The organism is Pseudomonas halotolerans, assembly GCF_039581215.1.
Classification (GTDB): Bacteria; Pseudomonadota; Gammaproteobacteria; order Pseudomonadales; family Pseudomonadaceae; genus Aquipseudomonas; species Aquipseudomonas tehranensis.
In genome coordinates, this window is record NZ_JBCNTJ010000004.1 from 232,202 (window position 1) to 250,382 (window position 18,181).

The window sequence follows — 18,181 nt, forward strand, 5'->3', positions numbered from 1 at the left end:
CTCAGGCGGCGATGCGCAGGTTCTGCAACACGATCGGGCGCGCCCAGCGGGTATCGAAGTCCAGTTGCTTCCGCTGTGCCAGCAGTTCCTCTTCCGGGAACGGCGGGAACGGCTTGTCCAGCAGGTCCAGTTCGAATTCGGCAATCGGCAGGTGCAGTGGACGTGGCTGAGGCGCTGGGCCCGGTTCTGGCAGCGGTTGGCCGGCGGCAAGAACCAGAGGGCGAACCCAGTTGCTTTCGAAGGTCTGCTGTTTTTGCTGGGTGGCGATTTCTTCCGGCGGGAACGGCGGGAAGGGTTTATCCAGCAGGTCGAGTTCAAACTCAGCGATTGGCAGGAACAGCGGCTCAGGCGGTTTGACTGGGGTTTCTGTCACTTGGCAGTTGCGCTGGCTGACGATGTGCTCGAGCAATTCGGCGCCGAGGGTCGGTTCAACAGCCTCATCGAGGGCGACTGGCTGGTAGCTGCCAGGCGCCGGTGCGTTTTCACCCAGTTGATCGGCCAGGGCCCGGGCAAAAAAATCCTGCCACAGGTGACTGACGCCGCTCAGGGCTTGGGTGTTGCGCAGGCTGTAATCGCCGTAAGGGGAGATGACGCCTATCGATGTGGATTGAATGTCTGACATTTTTCTCGGTCGACGCTCAGCTCTGGCAAAATGCCGTTCACCGTTGTTATCGGCCGTTTTTGCCGATCCTTAATTTTTTGAGCATGTTTTCATGAATGAACAACCTGCGGTCTGCCGCATCCATGTCGAGGCCCTGGCCCCGGCCTTCCAGCCGCAGGCCGAGCACTGGGCACAGCGCCTTGGCCTGCCGTTGCAGGTGGACGATGGCGAGTTTGCCTTGCAGGTCGGCGAGCAGGGGCTGCAATTGCAGCAACTGGGTCCGGACGCGCCGGGGCCGGTGCGGGTGGACTTCGTTGAAGGCGGCGCGGCCCATCGCCGCTTGTACGGCGGCGGTAGCGGCCAGATGATCGCCAAGGCTGTCGGTATCGCCCAGGGCGTGCGTCCGCGTGTGCTGGATGCCACGGCCGGGTTGGGCAAGGATGCGTTTGTGCTGGCCAGCCTGGGCTGTGAAATGAGCCTGATCGAGCGCCAGCCGCTGATCGGCGCATTGCTTGAGGATGGCCTGGCGCGAGCAGCGGAGGATTTCGATGTGGCGCCGATCATCGCCCGCATGCGTTTGCTCAAGGGCAACTCCATCGAGGTGATGCGCAACTGGCAGGGCGAGCCGCCCCAGGTGATCTACCTGGACCCGATGTTTCCTCATCGTGAGAAAACGGCCCTGGTGAAGAAGGAAATGCGCCTGTTCCGGCCGCTGGTGGGCGACGACCTGGACGCTCCAGCGCTGTTGGCCGCGGCCCTGGCCCTGGCCACCCACCGAGTCGTGGTCAAGCGCCCGCGCAAGGCACCGTGTATCGAAGGACCAAAACCCAGTCACGGGCTGGAGGGTAAGTCCAGTCGCTACGACATCTATCCCAAGAAGGCGCTCAAGGCCTGAGACCGCGTCGCCTGCATCGCGAGCAGGCTCGCTCCCACAGCGGATGTGTGTCGGTCTCAGAACGGGTGATCAACACTTTACCCTGTGGGAGCGAGCCTGCTCGCGATGAGGCCCGCCCAGTCGACGAAAATCTATCAGCTGATCTGCGGTCGATAAGCCCGCATAAACAACCCCACCACTTCCTCGACATGCGCCTCGGCCGCCGCGGCTTCCAACGGTGCGCCGCAGCCATACAGCAAGCGGAAATTCGCCGCGCCCTTGATCAGGCAGAAGAAATGCTCGGCGGCATGGCGTGGTTTGTCGATGCTCAGAGCACCGCTCTGGTTGACCTTGGTCAGCAGCCGTTCCATGCCTGAGAGCATCCGTTGCGGGCCGGCTTCAAAGAAGATCGTCGACAACTGAGGATCCTGGCTGCCCAAGGCCATGATCAACCGATGCAGGTTCACCGATTCGTCGCTGTTGATCAGTTGGTGAAAACCACGGGCAATGTTCAACAACACATGTTCGATCGGCACGCCGTCAGGCCATTCGAAGAAAAGCGGCGGCACTTGCTCTTCGCACTTGGCCACCACCGCAGCGGAAAACAGCGTTTCCTTGTCGTTGAAGTGGCTGTAGACCGTCAGCTTCGACACACCGGCCTCAGTGGCCACTGCGTCCATGCTGGTATTGGCATACCCCAGGCTCACAAAGAGTTTTTTTGCCGCGTCGAGGATGGCTTGGCGCTTGGCCAGATCCTTTGGACGGCCTGGGCCGTTGGGAGGGGAAAGATTGTTCGACATTCTTCGCTTTTAATACTGGACTGGTGAGTTTGCTATTAATAACATACTCGCCAGTATAATTATTCCAAGCACCATTAGCGAAAGGTCACTCGCCATGTTCCGCTATGCCTTGCCCCTCGCCCTGCCAGTGAGCCTGATTTTTTTATTGTCTGCGTGTGGCCAGGACGAGCCCGTGTCCCTGGCCGTGCGCCCCGCCATGGTGGTGCAGCCAGAGCCTTCGGGCCAGGCGACGGAAAGTTATCCGGGTGAAGTCAGGGCGCGATTCGAGCCAGACTTGGCCTTTCGCATTGGCGGCAAAGTGAGCCGACGACTGGTCGAAGAGGGCCAGCGAGTCAAGGCCAACCAGCCCCTGGCCGAACTCGATCCCCAGGATGTGCGCCTGCAACTGGAAGCGGCTCGTGCCCAGGTCGCTGCCGCCGAGGCCAACCTGAACCTGGTGCGCGCTGAACGTGATCGCTACAAAACCTTGATGGAGCGGCAGATGGTCAGCCGCTCCCAATACGACAACGCAGAGAACCTCTACCGTTCAGGTGCCGCGCGGCTCAAGCAGATCAAGGCTGAATTCGATGTCGCCAGCAACCAGGCCAGTTACGCGGTGTTGCGCGCGCCTCAGGATGGCGTGGTGGCCCGGCGCTCCGTGGAGGTCGGGCAGGTGGTGTCGGCCGGTCAAACGGTGTTCACCCTCGCTACCGATGGCGAGCGTGAAGTGTTGATCAGTCTGCCGGAGCAGGGCTTTGGTCGATTCAAGATTGGCCAGCCGGTTTCGGTCGAGTTATGGAGCCAGCCCGATCAGCGGTTTAGCGGGCGCATTCGCGAACTGTCGCCAGCCGCCGATCCCAGATCCCGCACCTTCGCCGCTCGCGTTGCCTTCACCGCCGGCAGTGTTCCGGCTGAGCTGGGCCAGAGTGCCCGAGTGTTTATCCAGACCGGCGACAAGGTGTCGCTGTCGGTGCCACTGTCTGCACTCACCGCCGAGAACGGCGCTACTTACGTGTGGATCGTCAACGGTAATAACACCCTGAAAAAAGCCCCGGTGCGCGTCGGTCCGTTTGGCGAAAAAACCGTTCCGGTGCTTGAAGGGCTGAGCCCCAATGACTGGGTCGTCGCAGCCGGTGTGCATGTGCTCCTCGACGGTCAGCAGGTGCGGCCGGTGGATCGCTCCAACCGCGTGGTCAATCTGGCGGTCAAGGAGTAATCCCCGATGGGCTTCAATCTTTCCGAATGGGCGCTGCGCAACCGCCAGATCGTACTGTTTTTGATGTTGCTGCTGGCCATCGTCGGCGCGCTTTCCTACACCAAGCTCGGCCAGAGCGAAGACCCGCCGTTTACCTTCAAGGCCATGGTCATTCGCACCAACTGGCCGGGGGCCACGGCCGAGGAGGTGTCTCGCCAGGTCACCGAACGCATCGAAAAGAAGCTGATGGAAACCGGCGATTACGAAAGAATCGTCTCGTTCTCCCGTCCGGGCGAATCCCAGGTGACTTTCATGGCCCGCGACTCCCTGCATTCGGCGCAGATTCCCGAGTTGTGGTACCAGATCCGCAAGAAGGTCAGCGACATCCGTCACACCTTGCCGCCGGGGATCCAGGGGCCGTTTTTCAACGATGAATTTGGCACCACCTTCGGCAACATCTATGCGCTGACGGGGGACGGTTTTGACTACGGCGTGCTCAGGGATTACGCCGATCGCATTCAGATCCAGCTGCAACGGGTCAAGGATGTGGGCAAGGTCGAGCTGCTGGGCTTGCAGGACGAAAAAATCTGGATCGAACTGTCGAACGTGAAGCTGGCGACCCTCGGTGTGCCGCTGGCGGCAGTCCAGCAGGCGTTGGAAGAGCAGAACGCAATATCGACCGCAGGCTTTTTTGAAACCAGCAGCGAGCGAATCCAGTTACGAGTATCGGGAAATTTTCAGACAGTAGAAGAGATTCGCGACTTTCCCATTCGTGTCGCTGATCGTACGTTCCGAATCGGCGATGTCGCGGACGTGCATCGCGGTTTCAACGATCCGCCGGCCCCGCGCATGCGCTTCATGGCCGAAGATGCCATTGGGCTGGCCGTGGCGATGAAGGACGGCGGCGACATCCTGATCCTGGGCAAGGCCCTGGAGACCGAGTTTGCCCGTATCCAGAACAACCTGCCGGCCGGCATGCAGTTGCGTAAGGTTTCAGACCAGCCGGCGGCGGTGAAAACCGGTGTCGGCGAGTTCGTTCAGGTGCTGGTGGAAGCCCTGACGATTGTGTTGCTGGTGAGCTTTTTCTCCCTCGGCCTGCGGACCGGGATGGTGGTCGCCCTGGCCATTCCGCTGGTGCTGGCGATGACCTTCGCCGCGATGTATTACCTGGGCATCGGCCTGCACAAGATTTCCCTTGGCGCACTGGTGTTGGCGTTGGGCCTGCTGGTGGATGACGCGATCATCGCGGTGGAGATGATGGCGATCAAAATGGAGCAAGGCTTCGACCGGATCAAGGCTGCCAGTTATGCCTGGACCAGCACCGCATTCCCGATGCTCACCGGTACGCTGATCACCGCTGCGGGTTTCCTGCCGATCGCCACGGCGCAATCAGGCACCGGCGAGTACACCCGTTCGATTTTCCAGGTCGTCACCCTGGCGCTGCTGGCTTCCTGGGTGGCCGCGGTGGTGTTCGTGCCGTATCTGGGGGAGAAACTGCTGCCGGACCTGGCGAAAATTCATGCCGCCAAACACGGCAGCGCTGATGGCCAGTTCGACCCCTACGGCACGCCGTTCTACCAGCGTGTCCGGCGCTTGGTGGAGTGGTGCGTGCGGCGGCGCAAAACCGTCATCGTGCTGACCGTGCTGTTATTTGTGGGCTCGGTGGCGCTGTTCCGTTTCGTGCCGCAACAGTTCTTCCCGGCCTCGGGGCGGCTGGAGTTGATGGTCGATCTGAAGCTGGCCGAAGGCGCCTCCCTGAGCAACACCGCCGAGCAGGTCAAGCGCCTTGAAGCGCTGCTCAAGGACCACGCGGGCATCGACAACTACGTGGCTTATGTGGGCACCGGTTCTCCACGCTTCTACCTGCCGCTGGACCAACAACTGCCAGCCCCCAGCTTTGCCCAGTTCGTGGTGCTGGCCAAGACCATCGAAGACCGCGAGCCCCTGCGCAGTTGGTTGATCACTACGTTGAACGAACAGTTCCCGGCCCTGCGCTCGCGGGTCACGCGCCTGGAGAATGGTCCGCCGGTTGGCTATCCGGTGCAGTTTCGTGTGACCGGTGAGCACATCGAACAAGTCCGGGCCCTGGCGCGGAAAGTGGCGACCAAGGTGCGTGAAAATCCCTACGTGGCCAACGTGCATCTGGATTGGGAAGAGCCGAGCAAGGTGGTGTACCTGAATGTCGATCAGGACCGTGCCCGAGCGTTGGGCGTGAGCACGGCGAACCTGTCGAGCTTTTTGCGCAGCTCCCTGACCGGCTCCAGCGTCAGCCAGTACCGGGAAGACAACGAACTGATCGAGATTCTGCTGCGCGGTACGTTGCATGAGCGCAGCGAATTGTCCCTGCTGCCGAGCCTGGCGGTGCCGACCGACAATGGTACAAGCGTTGCGCTGTCGCAAATCGCGACGCTGGAATACGGCTTCGAAGAAGGTGTGATCTGGCACCGCAATCGCCTGCCCAGTGTGACCGTGCGGGCTGATATCTATGGCAAGGAACAACCGGCGAGCCTGGTACAGCAGATCTTCCCGACCCTGGACCCTATTCGCGCCGAGCTGCCGGACGGTTACCTGCTGGAAGTAGGCGGTACGGTAGAGGATGCCGCCCGTGGTCAGGCGTCAGTGAACGCTGGGGTGCCGCTGTTCATCGTCGTAGTGCTGACGTTGTTGATGCTGCAACTGCGCAGTTTTTCGCGCACGGCCATGGTGTTTCTCACCGCGCCCCTGGGGCTGATCGGCGTCACGCTGTTCCTGCTGGTGTTCCGTCAGCCGTTCGGTTTTGTCGCCATGCTGGGCACCATCGCGTTGTCGGGGATGATCATGCGCAACTCGGTGATCCTGGTGGACCAGATCGAACAGGACATCAAGAGTGGGCTGGCGCCGTGGCAGGCGATCATCGAAGCCACGGTGCGACGCTTCCGCCCGATTGTGCTTACCGCGCTGGCGGCGGTGCTGGCGATGATCCCGCTGTCGCGCAGCCTGTTCTTTGGCCCGATGGCGGTGGCGATCATGGGTGGGCTGATCGTGGCGACGGCGTTGACGCTGTTGTTTTTGCCGGCGTTGTATGCGGCGTGGTTCAGGGTCAAGAAAACCTGATCAACAGCTGCACACTGGACTGTGGCGAGGGAGCTTGCTCCCGCTGGGCCGCGCAGCGGCCCTAAGCTTTTGCGGTTGCTGCGCAACCGAGCGGGAGCAAGCTCCCTCGCCACAAGGGTTTTGTGATGTGATTTAAAGGGTGCCAAACACCTTCTTCGCCAAACTGCTCGCCGCCGCCGCAGGGTTCTGGCGGATGGTGGCTTCCTGTTTACCGATCATCTCGAACAGACCGTCCAGCGCTTGTTCGGTCACGTAGTTTTCGATGTTGGCGCTTTTGGCGTCCAGCACACCGAAGGTCGCGGCCTGGCCTGCGAACGTGTTGTATTTCTGCGCCAGGCCAACCTTGTCGGTGGCTTGTTTGACGATGGGCAGGAACTTGGCGCGAATCTGCTCGCGGCTGCTCTTGTTCAGGTACTGCGTAGCGGAGTCGTTGCCGCCGCTCAAGATCCCCTTGGCATCGCTCACACTCATGTTCTTCACGGCATTGACCAGGATCGGCTGGGCCTGGACCACAGCGGCTTCAGCGGCCTGGTTCATGCTGGTTTCCAGTTGTTCGACTTGATCGCCCATGCCAAAGGCTTTCATCTTGCTGGCGACTTTACCGAGCTTGCCCGGCAGTTCGATCTTCACTTCGGGGTTGTTGCTGAAGCCACCGGGTGTGCCCAGCTGCTTGACCGCTACTTGGGCGCCCTGGGTCAGGGCGTCCTTGAGGCCGCCGGTGGCGTCCTTCTGCGAGAGGTCGGCGAGGGACAGGGCCATGGTGTTGGCGCAGAACAATAGGCCGGCACACAGGCTGGTGAAACGGAGCGTAGCGCGGAGCATGGCAGCTTCCTTGAAAACAGTTTGAAAGGGCAATCAGCGTGCGGCGTTGACGCGGATCTTCAACGGCTGGGGATCGTTACCATCGAGCTGCACACTGTGTTGTTCGGTCGTGATGAACATCAACTGACCGTCCACTTCAATGCGCGCGCTCACGGCATAGCGATGGCCGGGCTTGACCTGTGACTGATCATAACTGAGCTTGAACGGCAAGGGGACCTGGCCTTTGATCGGGCCGCTCTGTTGGTCGAGTATCGCCGCAGGGGCGTCGGCCAGGGAAACGTCCTGCAGGCTCACGGTCAGTATGGCGGTAGCGGGCAGGGCGATGCGTTGCAGATAAAACACCTCGCCGTTGAGACTCTTGGTGGGTGCGGTGGGGAGCGTTGTTGATTGGCAAGCGGCCAGTAAGGCACTGAATACAAGTAGAACGAGCTTTTTCATGTTGGAATTACCTTTTTGCTTTGACGCCAGCAATGTGTCGGCGTCAAAGCGAATCTGGAGCATCCAGAACTAAAAATCCAGCCGAAACATCACGGCTCAGTCGATGGATGCGGTCTCTTTTGCAGTTTCAGCGTCCGACAGCGACGCCAGGCTCAAATCAATCTCGACCTCTTGACTACCTCCATTCCAGATAAAGGTATGTTCGTTATCAACCAAGAGGTCGGTACCTTCGTGGTTGATCTGCATCTTTACCGAAAACTCATCCCCAGCAACGGCTGGGTCATGACCGGGGACGATGTGAAAGGAAAAGATCAAAGGTGATCCATTGGGAAACACGTTGGAGCTGATTTCAGGATAGGCGCCTGGCAGTCCGGTCGTTTTTTTGATGGAGATTGCGTAATGGCCGGCACCTGTTTGAGGCGCTTGATATTCATCGGGAAGACGCAGTTTTACGTTGATAGCATGTTTCATGATTGACTTCCTTTTCAGTACGTCGACATTGACGTGAGCCCATCCTAGAGGCCTGCTCCAAAGTTCTCTGTAAGTCTTTTCTTCGTTTGACGTCGCTTTAGCCGCTCCGAAGCGTCGGAGCAAGCTCGTTGACTGGCCCATCAACTCACCGGAACCGTTCCATGTTTCTCGGTGAGTGATCGGCAACGTTCAACTGTCCGGACTGACGGCGATTTCCGCCGCATCTTCACTGCGATGCAACGCCACCTGACGGATCGATAAACGGATCTCCGCCGGCAGGACCCGCTTGGCCGCACCTTCGGCCAGTTCACCCAGCAGCTCGTGATAGCTCAGCTTGCCGGCTTCGTCTCGGCGCAGCACGTCCAGGTCCAGCATGGTCTGGATGAAATGCCGGAACAGACTCTTGTCGAAGAATTCCGGTGCGTTCAGACCGTGCAGGATCGACAGACGCTGGGCCATGACCGTGCAGAGGTCTTCCAGTTCTTCGGCGCTGATGCTGTTCTGGCCGCTGTTGAGCAGCAGGGAGACGGTCATGTAGAAGCGCTGCAAGGTCTGCGCGATGCTCTTGGACAACAGGGTCAGCAGCACGAAATGCCGCGAACTTGGGGCCGGACGCAAGTACAGGTCTTTTTCGAAACGCAGCAGGCCCTGTTCGACGAACGCGTCGAGCCATTGGTCGACCACGGCGTCCAGTTCTTCCAGTGACCAGCGAATGAACAGCTCCGATTGCAGGTAGGGGTACAAGGCGCGGGTGTAGCGCAGGAGCTGTTCGCGGCTCATGCGCGAGGTGCTCTGGAAGAAACTCGCCAGCAACGCCGGCAGGGCGAAGATGTGCAGCACGTTGTTGCGGTAGTAGGTCATCAGCACCGCGTTCTGCTCGTCCAGATACAGAATCTTGCCCAGGGCGTCGCTCTGTTCCGACAGCAGGTGCATGCCTTTGACGTGCTCGATCAGCGCTCGACCATCGCCCTCGGGCAAGGTGGTGTGGGGCGAGTACGGCACCTTGCGCAGCAACGCCAGGTACAGGTCCAGCACCCGGGCCATGGCACGGTCGTCCAGGGCCAGGCGGCTGGTGGAGAGCAGCGCCAGGGCGACCAGATTGACCGGGTTGATGGCCGCCGCTTCGTTCAAGTGTCGGGCCACCCGCTCGCCGAGGCGGTGGGTGGTTGCGTTGAGCCAGGCCGGTTTGAATTGCGGGCCCAGCTCCTGTTGGCGCCAGCCAGGCTGTTCGCTGTCGAGAAATTCCGCCAGTTTGATCGGCTCGCCGAAGTTCACCGCCACCTGGCCGAAACGCTGCTTGAGGGCGCCGATGACCTTGAAGATGTCGAAGATCGATTCTTTCTTCTTGCTCGCCCCACGCAGTTCACCCAGGTAGGTGCGGCCTTCCAGGACCCGCTCATAGCCGATGTAGACCGGCACGAACACGATGGGCATGCGCGATGAGCGCAGGAAGCTGCGCAAGGTGATGGCGAGCATGCCGGTCTTGGGTTGCAGCATGCGCCCGGTGCGCGAGCGACCGCCCTCGACGAAATATTCCACCGGGAAGCCTTTGGTGAACAGCGTGTGCAGGTATTCGTTGAACACCGCGGTGTAGAGCGGGTTGCCTTTGAAGGTACGACGCATGAAAAACGCCCCGCCACGGCGCAACAGGCCGCCGATCACCGGCATGTTGAGGTTGATGCCGGCGGCGATGTGCGGCGGGGTCAGGCCGTTGCGAAACAGCAGGTACGACAGCAGCAGGTAGTCGATATGGCTGCGGTGGCACGGCACGTAGATGACTTCGTGGCCCTGGGCGACGTTCTGCACGCCTTCGATGTGGTTGACCTTGATGCCGTCGTAGATCTTGTTCCAGAACCAGCTCAGCACCACTTCCAGGAAACGTATCGCGGTGTAGGTGTAGTCCGACGCGATCTCGTTGCCGTAGCGCAGGGCTTGGGCCTTGGCTTTTTCCGGGGTGATTTTTTCCCGCTCGGCCTCGTCGACAATCGCCTGTTTGACCAGCGGCTGGTTCAGCAGACCCTTGACCAGGTTGCGTCGGTGAGAAATGTCGGGGCCGATGACCGCTGCTTTCAAATTGCGAAAATGCACCCGCAGGATCCGCTGGGCCATGCGCACGGTGCGTTCGTGACCCTTGTCGTGCTCGATCAGTTCGCGCAAATGGATCGGCGCGGAAAACTGCACGCGGGTCTTGCGCCCCAGGATCATGATGCTCAGCAAGCGACGCAGACGGCCGGTGACCGCCCAGCTGTCGGCGAACAACAGTTTCCACGGGCTGGATTCGCTGTCGGGCGACTGCCCCCAGAACACGCTGACCGGGATGATCTGCGCGTCTTCGGCGGCGTTGTGGGTCAGGGCATTGACCAGCCGTGTCAGGGTCGGCGGCGCGCCACGTTTGTCCTGCCGGCCGAGCCAGTCCGGCGCCGGGGTCAGGTAGAAAAACGCTGCCGGTTCCAGCAGGTTGCCCACAGACACCGGCAGTACCGGACGAGGCAGGCCAGCCTTGGTGCACTCGGTGTCGAGCACCGCCAGGTCGGTGAGCGAAGGGTTCTGCAGAACGTAGAACACCGGACGACTGCGGTCGAGGTTAAGGGTGAAGGACGACTGGTTGATCGTCTCGGAGCGAACCCAGAGGTACAACAGTCGGCGCAGGGTGCCAAACACAAGACGGCGGAACGGGGAACGGGTCATACGGCTTCTGCATGAGTGGATAAGATAAAGCGGCCGCTAGTGTGCCGGATTCGCCGAAAATCGGCAAAAAAGCGCCGAAGTAAAGTCAGTTGAGAGTTTTTGCGTCTGTCATATACTCGGGCGGCTGACTGCCTCTGCCTTCCTCGTGGACGGCTGGACGGCGGCGAAGATCGTACGGCTTTCCCTCGAAAGGCCGACTTAAAAATAAAAATGGGAGTGAGCAATCATGGCAGCACGCGAAACCGGCAATGTGAAGTGGTTCAACGACGCCAAAGGCTATGGCTTCATCCAGCGTGAAGGCGGGGCGGATGTATTCGTGCATTACCGCGCGATCCGCGGTGAGGGGCACCGTTCCCTGACGGAAGGCCAGCAGGTCGAGTACGCGGTGGTGGAAGGGCAGAAGGGCTTGCAGGCTGAGGATGTGGTGGGGTTGTAACCCGCGTTCAGGGGCTATTCAAAACCCATTGTGGGAGCGAGCCTGCTCGCGATAGCGGTGTATCAGGCAAATACATCATTGACTGCTACACCGCTATCGCGAGCAGGCTCGCTCCCACATGGGTTCTGCTTTTACATTTTTATCTGCGGCGGGCATCGCAATGGTGGCAGGCCCTCAGATAGTCACGCCGTCTTCCAGGTAATCTCTTCTTCCCCATCAACGCTGATGCGAATCCAGCGGTCCGCCGATTCTTCACCTTCTTCTTCCACCCACGAGCCGGGCGCGCAGCGCACTTCGACGTTTAGCGCGGCAAAGGCTGCACGGGCGCAGGCAATGTCGTCTTCCCACGGGGTCTGATCGCTTTCCAGGTACAGGCTGTTCCATTTGCCCACGGCCTTGGGCAGCCAGGTCACCGGGATGTTGCCGGCCTTGCACTTGTAGGTCTGGCCTTTCTGGACCCAGTCGCTGCACGGGCCCAGGGCCTGGCCGAGCCAGGCGGCAATGGCCTTGTGATCGACGTCGGCGTCTTTGAGGTAAATCTCGATATCGGGTTGGCGCATGGATGTCCTCACTGCGGTCTTGAAAAATCCATTCGCGGATTTAACGGGCCTCTGGCGGTTGCCCGAGGCCGGGAATCAAAAGGTTATTGAAGAACGAAATAATCGTAGCGCATCGACACCGTGACCTCGAACGGCTCAGCCTGCTCGATCACGCTGGCGCGGCGTTCGGCACTGGCGCGCCAGCCGTGGGGCGTCATCGCCAACAGGTTGGCGCGGTCCTGGGCACTTGTGAGCATGAGCTTGAATTCGAGGGTTTCGCTGTGATCGAGCATCATGCCCGCCGGCACCAGGGCCAGGTGCTTGTCATCCGTGTACTGGCGCACTTCGTCGTACAGCCGCTCGCGCAACTCCATCAGATGGCCGCTGGTCGGGCCCACCTTCATCAGGCCGCCACCGGGGCTGAGCAGGCGCTTGGCCTCCTGCCAGTCCAGCGGGCTGAACACGCTGGCCAGGAACTGGCAGCAGCCGTCCGCCAGCGGTACGCGGGCCATGCTGGCGATCAACCAGGTCAGCCGGGGATCGCGTTTGCAGGCACGTTTGACCGCTTCCCGGGAAATATCCAGGGCGTAGCCATCGGCATCGGGCAAGGCGTTGGCGATTTGTGCGGTGTAGTAGCCTTCGCCACAGCCGATGTCCAGCCAGCGACCGGGCGCACGCTCGGCGGCCAGTTCCGCCAGGCGCCGAGCGACAGGGGCGTAATGCCCGGCGTTGAGAAAATCGCGCCGGGCTTCGACCATGGCCTGGTTATCGCCGGGGTCGCGGCTGTTCTTGTGCTGCACCGGCAGCAGGTTCAGGTAACCCTGCCGCGCGCGGTCGAAGCGATGGCCGGCCGGGCACGCCACGCCGTTGTCCACGGCGCTCAGCGGTTCACTGCAGATCGGACAGGCGAGCATCAGGCGAGCAACTTGATCAGCGTCTTGTAGTAGATCTCGGTCAGCACGTCGAGGTCGGCCGCCAGCACGCGTTCGTTGACCTGGTGGATGGTTGCGTTGACCGGCCCCAGTTCCACCACTTGGGTGCCCATGGTGGCGATGAAGCGACCATCGGAGGTGCCACCGCTGGTGGATGCTTTTGTTTCGCGGCCGGTGACGTCCCTGATGCTCGACGATACGGCGTCCAGCAACGCGCCCGGTTCGGTGAGAAACGGCAGGCCCGACAACGCCCAATCGATGTGCCAGTCCAGTTGATGCTTGTCTAGGATATTGGCGACGCGTTTCTGCAAGCCTTCGACGGTGGACTCGGTAGAGAAGCGGAAGTTGAACACTGCCACCAGGTCGCCGGGGATCACGTTGGTCGCGCCAGTGCCGGAGTTGAGGTTGGAAATCTGGAAGCTGGTGGGCGGGAAGAAGTCGTTGCCGTGGTCCCAATGCTCGGCGGCCAACTCTGCCAGCGCTGGAGCCGCCAGATGGATGGGGTTCTTCGCCAGGTGCGGATAGGCCACGTGGCCTTGCTTGCCGCGCACCGTCAGTTTGGCGCCGAGGGAGCCACGGCGGCCGTTCTTGACCACGTCACCCACCAGGGTGGTGCTCGACGGCTCGCCGACGATGCACCAGTCCAGGCGTTCCTGGCGGGCCTTGAGGCGCTCGACCACGGCCTTGGTGCCATGGTGGGCCGGGCCTTCTTCGTCGCTGGTGATCAGAAAGGTGATCGAGCCTTTGTGGTCCGGGTAGTCGGCGACAAACCGCTCCGCTGCCACCACCATCGCCGCCAGGCTGCCCTTCATGTCCGCCGCGCCGCGACCACAGAGCATACCGTGTTCATCGATGACCGCATCGAACGGATCGAGCTGCCAGGCTTGTACCGGACCGGTCGGCACCACGTCGGTGTGCCCGGCGAAACATAGCACCGGACCGTCATGCTTGCCGTGGCTGGCCCAGAAGTTATCCACATCCTCGATGCGCATCGGCTCGAGCTGGAAACCCGCGTTGCCCAGGCGCTGCATCATCAGTTTCTGGCAATCGGCATCCACCGGCGTCACGGACGGACGGCGGATCAGGTCGCAGGCGAGTTGCAGGGTCGGCGAGAGGTCGGCGTGGGCCGTCATGGAGAACTCCGGAAACATGGAAAGGAAACACGGGCTCTGTGGAAGCGGGCTTGCTCGCGAAAGCGGTGTATCAGGCGATACATGTGTGACTGACACACCGCTTTCGCGAGCAAGCCCGCTCCCACAGGTCCTGAGTTTGGCCGTTGGGTTGTGTTTGGCCAAGGCTCGCAAAATGGCGGTTATCTTATAGCAAAACGACCAGCATGGGCCCAAGTATGCCGACGGTGTGTGACACAGAACCTGTGGGAGCGAGCTTGCTCGCGATGGCGTCGGATCAGCCAGCATCGATGTCGACTGATACACCGCTTTCGCGAGCAAGCTCGCTCCCACAGAGGTTTTGCTTAAATTGTTACGACAAAGCCCTATAATGCGCGCCGGTTTTTGGGGTAATGGTCATGAGTACAGAAGATCCACGGTTTGCCGGCATCGCCCGTTTGTACGGCATCGAAGGCCTGGAGCGCCTGCGGGCGGCCCATGTGGCGATTGTCGGGGTGGGCGGCGTTGGTTCCTGGGCGGCGGAAGCCATCGCCCGGTGCGGCGTGGGTGAGATCTCCCTGTTCGACCTGGACGATGTCTGCGTCAGCAATGCCAACCGCCAATTGCACGCCCTGGACAGCACCGTCGGCAAACCCAAGGTCGAGGTGATGGCCGAGCGCTTGCGCGGCATCAACCCCGACTGCACGGTGCATGCCGTGGCGGATTTCGTCACCCGCGACACCATGGCCGAGTACATCACGCCGAACATCGACTGCGTGATCGACTGCATCGACAGCGTCAACGCCAAGGCGGCGCTGATCGCCTGGTGCAAACGCCGCAAGATCCAGATCATCACCACCGGCGGCGCGGGCGGGCAGATCGACCCGACGCTGATCCAGGTCTGCGACCTGAACCGCACGTTCAACGATCCACTGGCCTCGAAAGTGCGTTCTACCTTGCGCCGCGACTACGGTTTTTCCCGCACGGTGACCCGCCACTACAGCGTGCCCTGCGTGTTCTCGACCGAACAACTGCGCTACCCCAAGCCCGACGGCAGCATTTGCCTGCAGAAGAGTTTTGTCGGCGATGGCGTCAAGCTCGACTGCGCTGGTGGGTTTGGCGCGGTGATGATGGTGACCGCGACGTTTGGCATGGTCGCGGCGACCAAGGCTGTGGATAAGATTGTGGCGGGTGTGCGGCGACCGGCGGACCGGGTTAAGCCCGGGCACTGAGCGCTTTATGTGGCGAGGGGATTTATCCCCGCTGGCCTGCGAAGCAGCCCTCAAACCTAACAATGCGCTGTGTCAGACAGTTTGAGTTGACTGCTTTAGGGCTGCTTCGCAGCCCAACGGGGATAAATCCCCTCACCACAATCATTGAGTCAACTCAAGCATCCGCTTCAACACCGCATTCAAACCATTGCTACGCGACGGCGACAACTGCCGGGACAATCCCAGCTGGTTGAACCAATCCGGTAAATCCACCTGCCGCAACTCCACGGCAGACAACCCATTGACCCGCGCCAGCAGCAACGCCACCAACCCACGGATCAACCGCGCATCGCTACTGGCGCAAAACTGCCAGTGCCCGTCGTGCAAGCGACCCACCAACCATACCTGGCTCTCACAGCCGTGGACGAGGTTGGTCTCGCACTTGTCCTCGTCGCCCAAGGGCGGCAGACGCTCGCCCCATTGCATCAGCAGCCGGGCGCGCTGTTCCCAACCCGATGCGTCCTGAAAAACTTGCAGCGCTGTGGCCGCGTCGGCCGGCAGGTTCATCGGAGCATCTCCAGGGCCTGGTCCAGCGCTTCGAAGAAGCGTTCGATATCGGCCGAGTCGTTGTACAGCGCCAGCGACACCCGAATCGCCCCGGACAGCTTCAGATGCTTGAACAGCGGCATGGCGCAGTGATGCCCGGCGCGTACAGCGATGCCTTGTTCGGTCAGCAAGTGGGCCAGGTCGGCGTTGTGCACGCCTTCGACCACGAAGCTGACCAGGGCCAGGCTCGGCTTGCCCACCAGGCGGACGCCGTTGCGGGCCAGCAGCCCGTGGAGCAGGTAGTCATGCAGCGCCGCTTCATGCTCGATGACCGCTTGCGGATCGAGGGTGGACAGGTAGTCCAGGGTCGCGCCCAACCCGATCACGCTGGCAATCGGCGGCGTGCCGGCCTCGAAGCCCAGCGGCGCAGGACGGAACGTGGCGCTGTGGTAATCGGCCTGTTGCACCATTTCGCCGCCGAACTGCCAATGGCGCAGCTTGCCAAGGGCTTCGGTACGGCCGAACAGCACGCCCAGTCCTTCGGGGCCATAGAGCTTGTGGCTGGAAAATACATAAAAGTCGCAGCCCAGTGCCTCCACATCGTGACGGCCATGAACCACGCCCTGGGCGCCATCGATCACCGTCAGCGCGCTCTGGGCCTTGGCCAGGGCCAATAGCGCTGGTAAGGGCTGCCCAGTACCCAGCACGTTGGACAACTGGCTCACTGCCAGCAGGCGCGTACGTGGGCCGATCAGTTCGGCGGCGGCGCCAGCATCGATCACCCCGTCGGCATCCAGCGGCAGCACCACCAGCGTCAGCGCACGACGCTCGGCCAGTTGTTGCCACGGCAGCAGGTTGGCGTGGTGTTCCAGGGCGCTGATGACGATTTCATCGCCCGGATTGAAGAGATGTTCCAGTCCATAGGCCAGAAGATTCAGCGCCGAAGTGGCGCCATGGGTGAAGACGATTTGCCCGCAATCCCCTGCATTGAGCCATTGCGACACTTTGAGTCGGCTGTCTTCGAAGGCCTGGGTCGCATGGGCGCCCGGCAGATGCTGCGCGCGGTGCACGTTGGCCGCGCCATTGGCATAGTAATGCGCCAGAGCGTCCAGCAGGGCCTGGGGTTTTTGCGTGGTGGCGGCGTTGTCCAGGTAGGTCTGGCCTTGCCGTTGCAGGGCGGCGATGGCCGGGAAATCGGCACGCCAGGGGGATTGGATCAACATGCTTTCGGGCCCTGCTGGAGTTACGCCGGACCTTGTGGGAGCGGGCTTTTTTGTGGGAGCCGAGCTTGCTCGCGATGGCAGCGACACGGTTTAACTGCAAGACCGCGTCATCCGCGTCATCGTTCATCGCGAGCAAGCTCGGCTCCCACACAGGCTCGCCCCCACAGGTGGTGGTGTGAAGCTTAGTTGTGGGCGTGCAGTGCTTCGTTCAGCTCGATGGCCGACTTGTGCGTCTTGCATTCCACCGCGCCGGTCTCGGAGTTGCGACGGAACAGCAGATCGGGCTGGCCGGCCAGCTCGCGGGCCTTGACCACTTTCACCAGTTGGTTGTTTTCGTCCAGCAGGGCGACTTTGGTGCCGGCGGTCACGTACAGGCCCGACTCCACGGTGTTGCGATCGCCCAGCGGGATACCGATGCCGGCGTTGGCGCCGATCAAGCAGCCTTCGCCGACCTTGATCACGATGTTGCCACCGCCCGACAGGGTGCCCATGGTCGAGCAACCGCCGCCCAGGTCCGAACCCTTGCCAACGAACACGCCAGCCGAGACACGGCCTTCAATCATGCCCGGGCCTTCGGTGCCGGCGTTGAAGTTGACGAAACCTTCGTGCATCACCGTGGTGCCTTCGCCCACGTAGGCGCCCAGGCGGATCCGCGCGGCATCGGCGATACGCACGCCGGCCGGGACCACGTAGTCAGTCATTTTCGGGAACTTGTCCACCGAGAACACTTCCAGCAGCTCGCCGCGCAGACGGGCTTCGAGCTGGTGCTCGGCCAGTTCGCTCAGGTCGATTGCGCCCTGGCTGGTCCAGGCCACGTTCGGCAGCAACGGGAAAATGCCAGTCAGGTTCAGGCCGTGAGGCTTGACCAGGCGGTGGGACAACAGATGCAGCTTGAGGTAGGCCTCAGGGGTGGAGCTCAGTTGTGCGTCTTCAGCCAGCAGGGTGGCGACCAGCGGCTTGTGGCTCTCGGCCAGGCGGGTCAGCAATGCGGCTTGCGCGGCATCGACGCCCTTGAGCGCGTCAGCCAGTTGCGAGGCCTGGGCGGTGGTGAAGGTGATGGCCTGGTTGCCTTCGCTGTAGCCAAGGATCGGCGCGATGGCTTTGACGATGTCGGCCGACGGGTTGAGCAGCGGTTGTGCGTAGAACACTTCCAGCCAAGCGCCTTGACGGTTTTGCGTGCCGACACCGAAGGCCAGGCTGAATAAAGTATTGGACATGAAGTTA

At 61.4% G+C, this 18,181-nt stretch carries 17 protein-coding genes; 5 read left to right on the plus strand and 12 right to left on the minus strand.

What is annotated here, in order from left to right; all coding sequences use genetic code 11:
* Position 1 precedes the first annotated feature (1 nt).
* Positions 2-622, minus strand: a complete 621-nt coding sequence (locus tag AAIS01_RS07820) for an energy transducer TonB (RefSeq protein WP_343468509.1) — start codon at positions 620-622, stop codon at positions 2-4.
* A gap of 91 nt (positions 623-713) precedes the next feature.
* Here AAIS01_RS07820 and AAIS01_RS07825 point away from each other — a divergent pair, with 91 nt between their 5' ends.
* Positions 714-1,496 (plus strand): class I SAM-dependent methyltransferase, encoded by a 783-nt coding sequence (locus AAIS01_RS07825; RefSeq protein ID WP_343468510.1) that lies wholly within the window; start codon positions 714-716, stop codon positions 1,494-1,496.
* A 134-nt stretch (positions 1,497-1,630) separates the two neighbouring features.
* Here AAIS01_RS07825 and AAIS01_RS07830 read toward each other — a convergent pair whose 3' ends face one another.
* The gene (locus AAIS01_RS07830; protein ID WP_343468511.1) at positions 1,631-2,275 is read right to left on the minus strand and encodes a TetR/AcrR family transcriptional regulator; all 645 of its coding nucleotides are present in this window, start codon (positions 2,273-2,275) and stop codon (positions 1,631-1,633) included.
* Between the two features lie 94 nt (positions 2,276-2,369).
* On the opposite strand from AAIS01_RS07830, the gene AAIS01_RS07835 reads away from it, so the two are divergent.
* Both AAIS01_RS07835 and AAIS01_RS07840 read left to right on the plus strand, forming a co-directional pair.
* Complete coding sequence (locus tag AAIS01_RS07835; protein ID WP_343468512.1) at positions 2,370-3,470, plus strand: efflux RND transporter periplasmic adaptor subunit; 1,101 nt, start codon at positions 2,370-2,372, stop codon at positions 3,468-3,470.
* Positions 3,471-3,476: 6 nt separating this feature from the next.
* A complete protein-coding gene (locus AAIS01_RS07840; RefSeq protein WP_343468513.1) occupies positions 3,477-6,542 on the plus strand; it encodes an efflux RND transporter permease subunit in 3,066 nt (1,021 codons plus the stop codon).
* A gap of 132 nt (positions 6,543-6,674) precedes the next feature.
* Here the strand turns inward: AAIS01_RS07840 and AAIS01_RS07845 are convergent, their stop codons facing one another.
* The 4 genes from AAIS01_RS07845 to plsB all read right to left on the minus strand — a co-directional run bounded on the left by AAIS01_RS07845 (position 6,675) and on the right by plsB (position 10,961).
* Positions 6,675-7,364, minus strand: a complete 690-nt coding sequence (locus tag AAIS01_RS07845) for a DUF4197 domain-containing protein (RefSeq protein ID WP_343468514.1) — start codon at positions 7,362-7,364, stop codon at positions 6,675-6,677.
* A gap of 33 nt (positions 7,365-7,397) precedes the next feature.
* A complete protein-coding gene (locus AAIS01_RS07850; protein ID WP_343468515.1) occupies positions 7,398-7,802 on the minus strand; it encodes a YbaY family lipoprotein in 405 nt (134 codons plus the stop codon).
* A gap of 96 nt (positions 7,803-7,898) precedes the next feature.
* Positions 7,899-8,273 carry a hypothetical protein gene (locus AAIS01_RS07855; protein ID WP_343468516.1) on the minus strand — a complete coding sequence of 125 codons (375 nt, stop codon included), beginning with the start codon at positions 8,271-8,273 and terminating at the stop codon, positions 7,899-7,901.
* Positions 8,274-8,462: 189 nt separating this feature from the next.
* Positions 8,463-10,961, minus strand: coding sequence for a glycerol-3-phosphate 1-O-acyltransferase PlsB (gene plsB, locus AAIS01_RS07860; protein WP_343468517.1), 2,499 nt, complete (start codon positions 10,959-10,961; stop codon positions 8,463-8,465).
* A gap of 226 nt (positions 10,962-11,187) precedes the next feature.
* Between plsB and AAIS01_RS07865 the strand changes: the two genes are divergently transcribed.
* Positions 11,188-11,397, plus strand: coding sequence for a cold-shock protein (locus tag AAIS01_RS07865; protein WP_003184959.1), 210 nt, complete (start codon positions 11,188-11,190; stop codon positions 11,395-11,397).
* Between the two features lie 182 nt (positions 11,398-11,579).
* Here the strand turns inward: AAIS01_RS07865 and AAIS01_RS07870 are convergent, their stop codons facing one another.
* From AAIS01_RS07870 to dapE, 3 genes are all read right to left on the minus strand, one after another.
* Complete coding sequence (locus tag AAIS01_RS07870; protein ID WP_063322778.1) at positions 11,580-11,957, minus strand: hypothetical protein; 378 nt, start codon at positions 11,955-11,957, stop codon at positions 11,580-11,582.
* A gap of 83 nt (positions 11,958-12,040) precedes the next feature.
* Entirely contained in the window at positions 12,041-12,850 is an 810-nt protein-coding gene (locus tag AAIS01_RS07875) for a putative RNA methyltransferase (RefSeq protein ID WP_343468518.1), read from the minus strand.
* Positions 12,850-14,001 (minus strand): succinyl-diaminopimelate desuccinylase, encoded by a 1,152-nt coding sequence (dapE, locus tag AAIS01_RS07880; RefSeq protein WP_343468519.1) that lies wholly within the window; start codon positions 13,999-14,001, stop codon positions 12,850-12,852. Before dapE ends, AAIS01_RS07875 begins: the two co-directional genes overlap by 1 nt.
* A 389-nt stretch (positions 14,002-14,390) precedes the next feature.
* Between dapE and tcdA the strand changes: the two genes are divergently transcribed.
* Entirely contained in the window at positions 14,391-15,209 is an 819-nt protein-coding gene (gene tcdA, locus AAIS01_RS07890) for a tRNA cyclic N6-threonylcarbamoyladenosine(37) synthase TcdA (protein WP_343468520.1), read from the plus strand.
* Positions 15,210-15,350: 141 nt separating this feature from the next.
* Here the strand turns inward: tcdA and AAIS01_RS07895 are convergent, their stop codons facing one another.
* The 3 genes from AAIS01_RS07895 to dapD form a co-directional block, all read right to left on the minus strand.
* Positions 15,351-15,755: a SufE family protein gene (locus tag AAIS01_RS07895; RefSeq protein WP_343468521.1), complete on the minus strand. Its 405-nt coding sequence runs from the start codon at positions 15,753-15,755 to the stop codon at positions 15,351-15,353.
* Positions 15,752-16,957: an aminotransferase class V-fold PLP-dependent enzyme gene (locus AAIS01_RS07900; RefSeq protein ID WP_343468522.1), complete on the minus strand. Its 1,206-nt coding sequence runs from the start codon at positions 16,955-16,957 to the stop codon at positions 15,752-15,754. Before AAIS01_RS07900 ends, AAIS01_RS07895 begins: the two co-directional genes overlap by 4 nt.
* A gap of 182 nt (positions 16,958-17,139) precedes the next feature.
* Positions 17,140-18,174, minus strand: coding sequence for a 2,3,4,5-tetrahydropyridine-2,6-dicarboxylate N-succinyltransferase (gene dapD / locus AAIS01_RS07905; protein WP_214915606.1), 1,035 nt, complete (start codon positions 18,172-18,174; stop codon positions 17,140-17,142).
* Between the last annotated feature and the right edge of the window lie 7 nt (positions 18,175-18,181).

What these genes read in the sequence shown, in the direction of transcription:
- AAIS01_RS07865 (WP_003184959.1), top strand. Translation starts at nt 11,188, where the DNA reads ATGGCAGCACGCGAAACCGGCAATGTGAAGTGGTTCAACGACGCCAAA.
- AAIS01_RS07845 (WP_343468514.1), bottom strand. Translation starts at nt 7,364, where the DNA reads ATGCTCCGCGCTACGCTCCGTTTCACCAGCCTGTGTGCCGGCCTATTG.
- AAIS01_RS07825 (WP_343468510.1), top strand. Translation starts at nt 714, where the DNA reads ATGAATGAACAACCTGCGGTCTGCCGCATCCATGTCGAGGCCCTGGCC.
- AAIS01_RS07870 (WP_063322778.1), bottom strand. Translation starts at nt 11,957, where the DNA reads ATGCGCCAACCCGATATCGAGATTTACCTCAAAGACGCCGACGTCGAT.
- AAIS01_RS07830 (WP_343468511.1), bottom strand. Translation starts at nt 2,275, where the DNA reads ATGTCGAACAATCTTTCCCCTCCCAACGGCCCAGGCCGTCCAAAGGAT.
- AAIS01_RS07820 (WP_343468509.1), bottom strand. Translation starts at nt 622, where the DNA reads ATGTCAGACATTCAATCCACATCGATAGGCGTCATCTCCCCTTACGGC.
- AAIS01_RS07900 (WP_343468522.1), bottom strand. Translation starts at nt 16,957, where the DNA reads ATGTTGATCCAATCCCCCTGGCGTGCCGATTTCCCGGCCATCGCCGCC.
- dapD (WP_214915606.1), bottom strand. Translation starts at nt 18,174, where the DNA reads ATGTCCAATACTTTATTCAGCCTGGCCTTCGGTGTCGGCACGCAAAAC.
- AAIS01_RS07850 (WP_343468515.1), bottom strand. Translation starts at nt 7,802, where the DNA reads ATGAAAAAGCTCGTTCTACTTGTATTCAGTGCCTTACTGGCCGCTTGC.
- plsB (WP_343468517.1), bottom strand. Translation starts at nt 10,961, where the DNA reads ATGACCCGTTCCCCGTTCCGCCGTCTTGTGTTTGGCACCCTGCGCCGA.
- AAIS01_RS07835 (WP_343468512.1), top strand. Translation starts at nt 2,370, where the DNA reads ATGTTCCGCTATGCCTTGCCCCTCGCCCTGCCAGTGAGCCTGATTTTT.
- AAIS01_RS07855 (WP_343468516.1), bottom strand. Translation starts at nt 8,273, where the DNA reads ATGAAACATGCTATCAACGTAAAACTGCGTCTTCCCGATGAATATCAA.
- dapE (WP_343468519.1), bottom strand. Translation starts at nt 14,001, where the DNA reads ATGACGGCCCACGCCGACCTCTCGCCGACCCTGCAACTCGCCTGCGAC.
- AAIS01_RS07875 (WP_343468518.1), bottom strand. Translation starts at nt 12,850, where the DNA reads ATGCTCGCCTGTCCGATCTGCAGTGAACCGCTGAGCGCCGTGGACAAC.
- tcdA (WP_343468520.1), top strand. Translation starts at nt 14,391, where the DNA reads ATGGTCATGAGTACAGAAGATCCACGGTTTGCCGGCATCGCCCGTTTG.
- AAIS01_RS07840 (WP_343468513.1), top strand. Translation starts at nt 3,477, where the DNA reads ATGGGCTTCAATCTTTCCGAATGGGCGCTGCGCAACCGCCAGATCGTA.
- AAIS01_RS07895 (WP_343468521.1), bottom strand. Translation starts at nt 15,755, where the DNA reads ATGAACCTGCCGGCCGACGCGGCCACAGCGCTGCAAGTTTTTCAGGAC.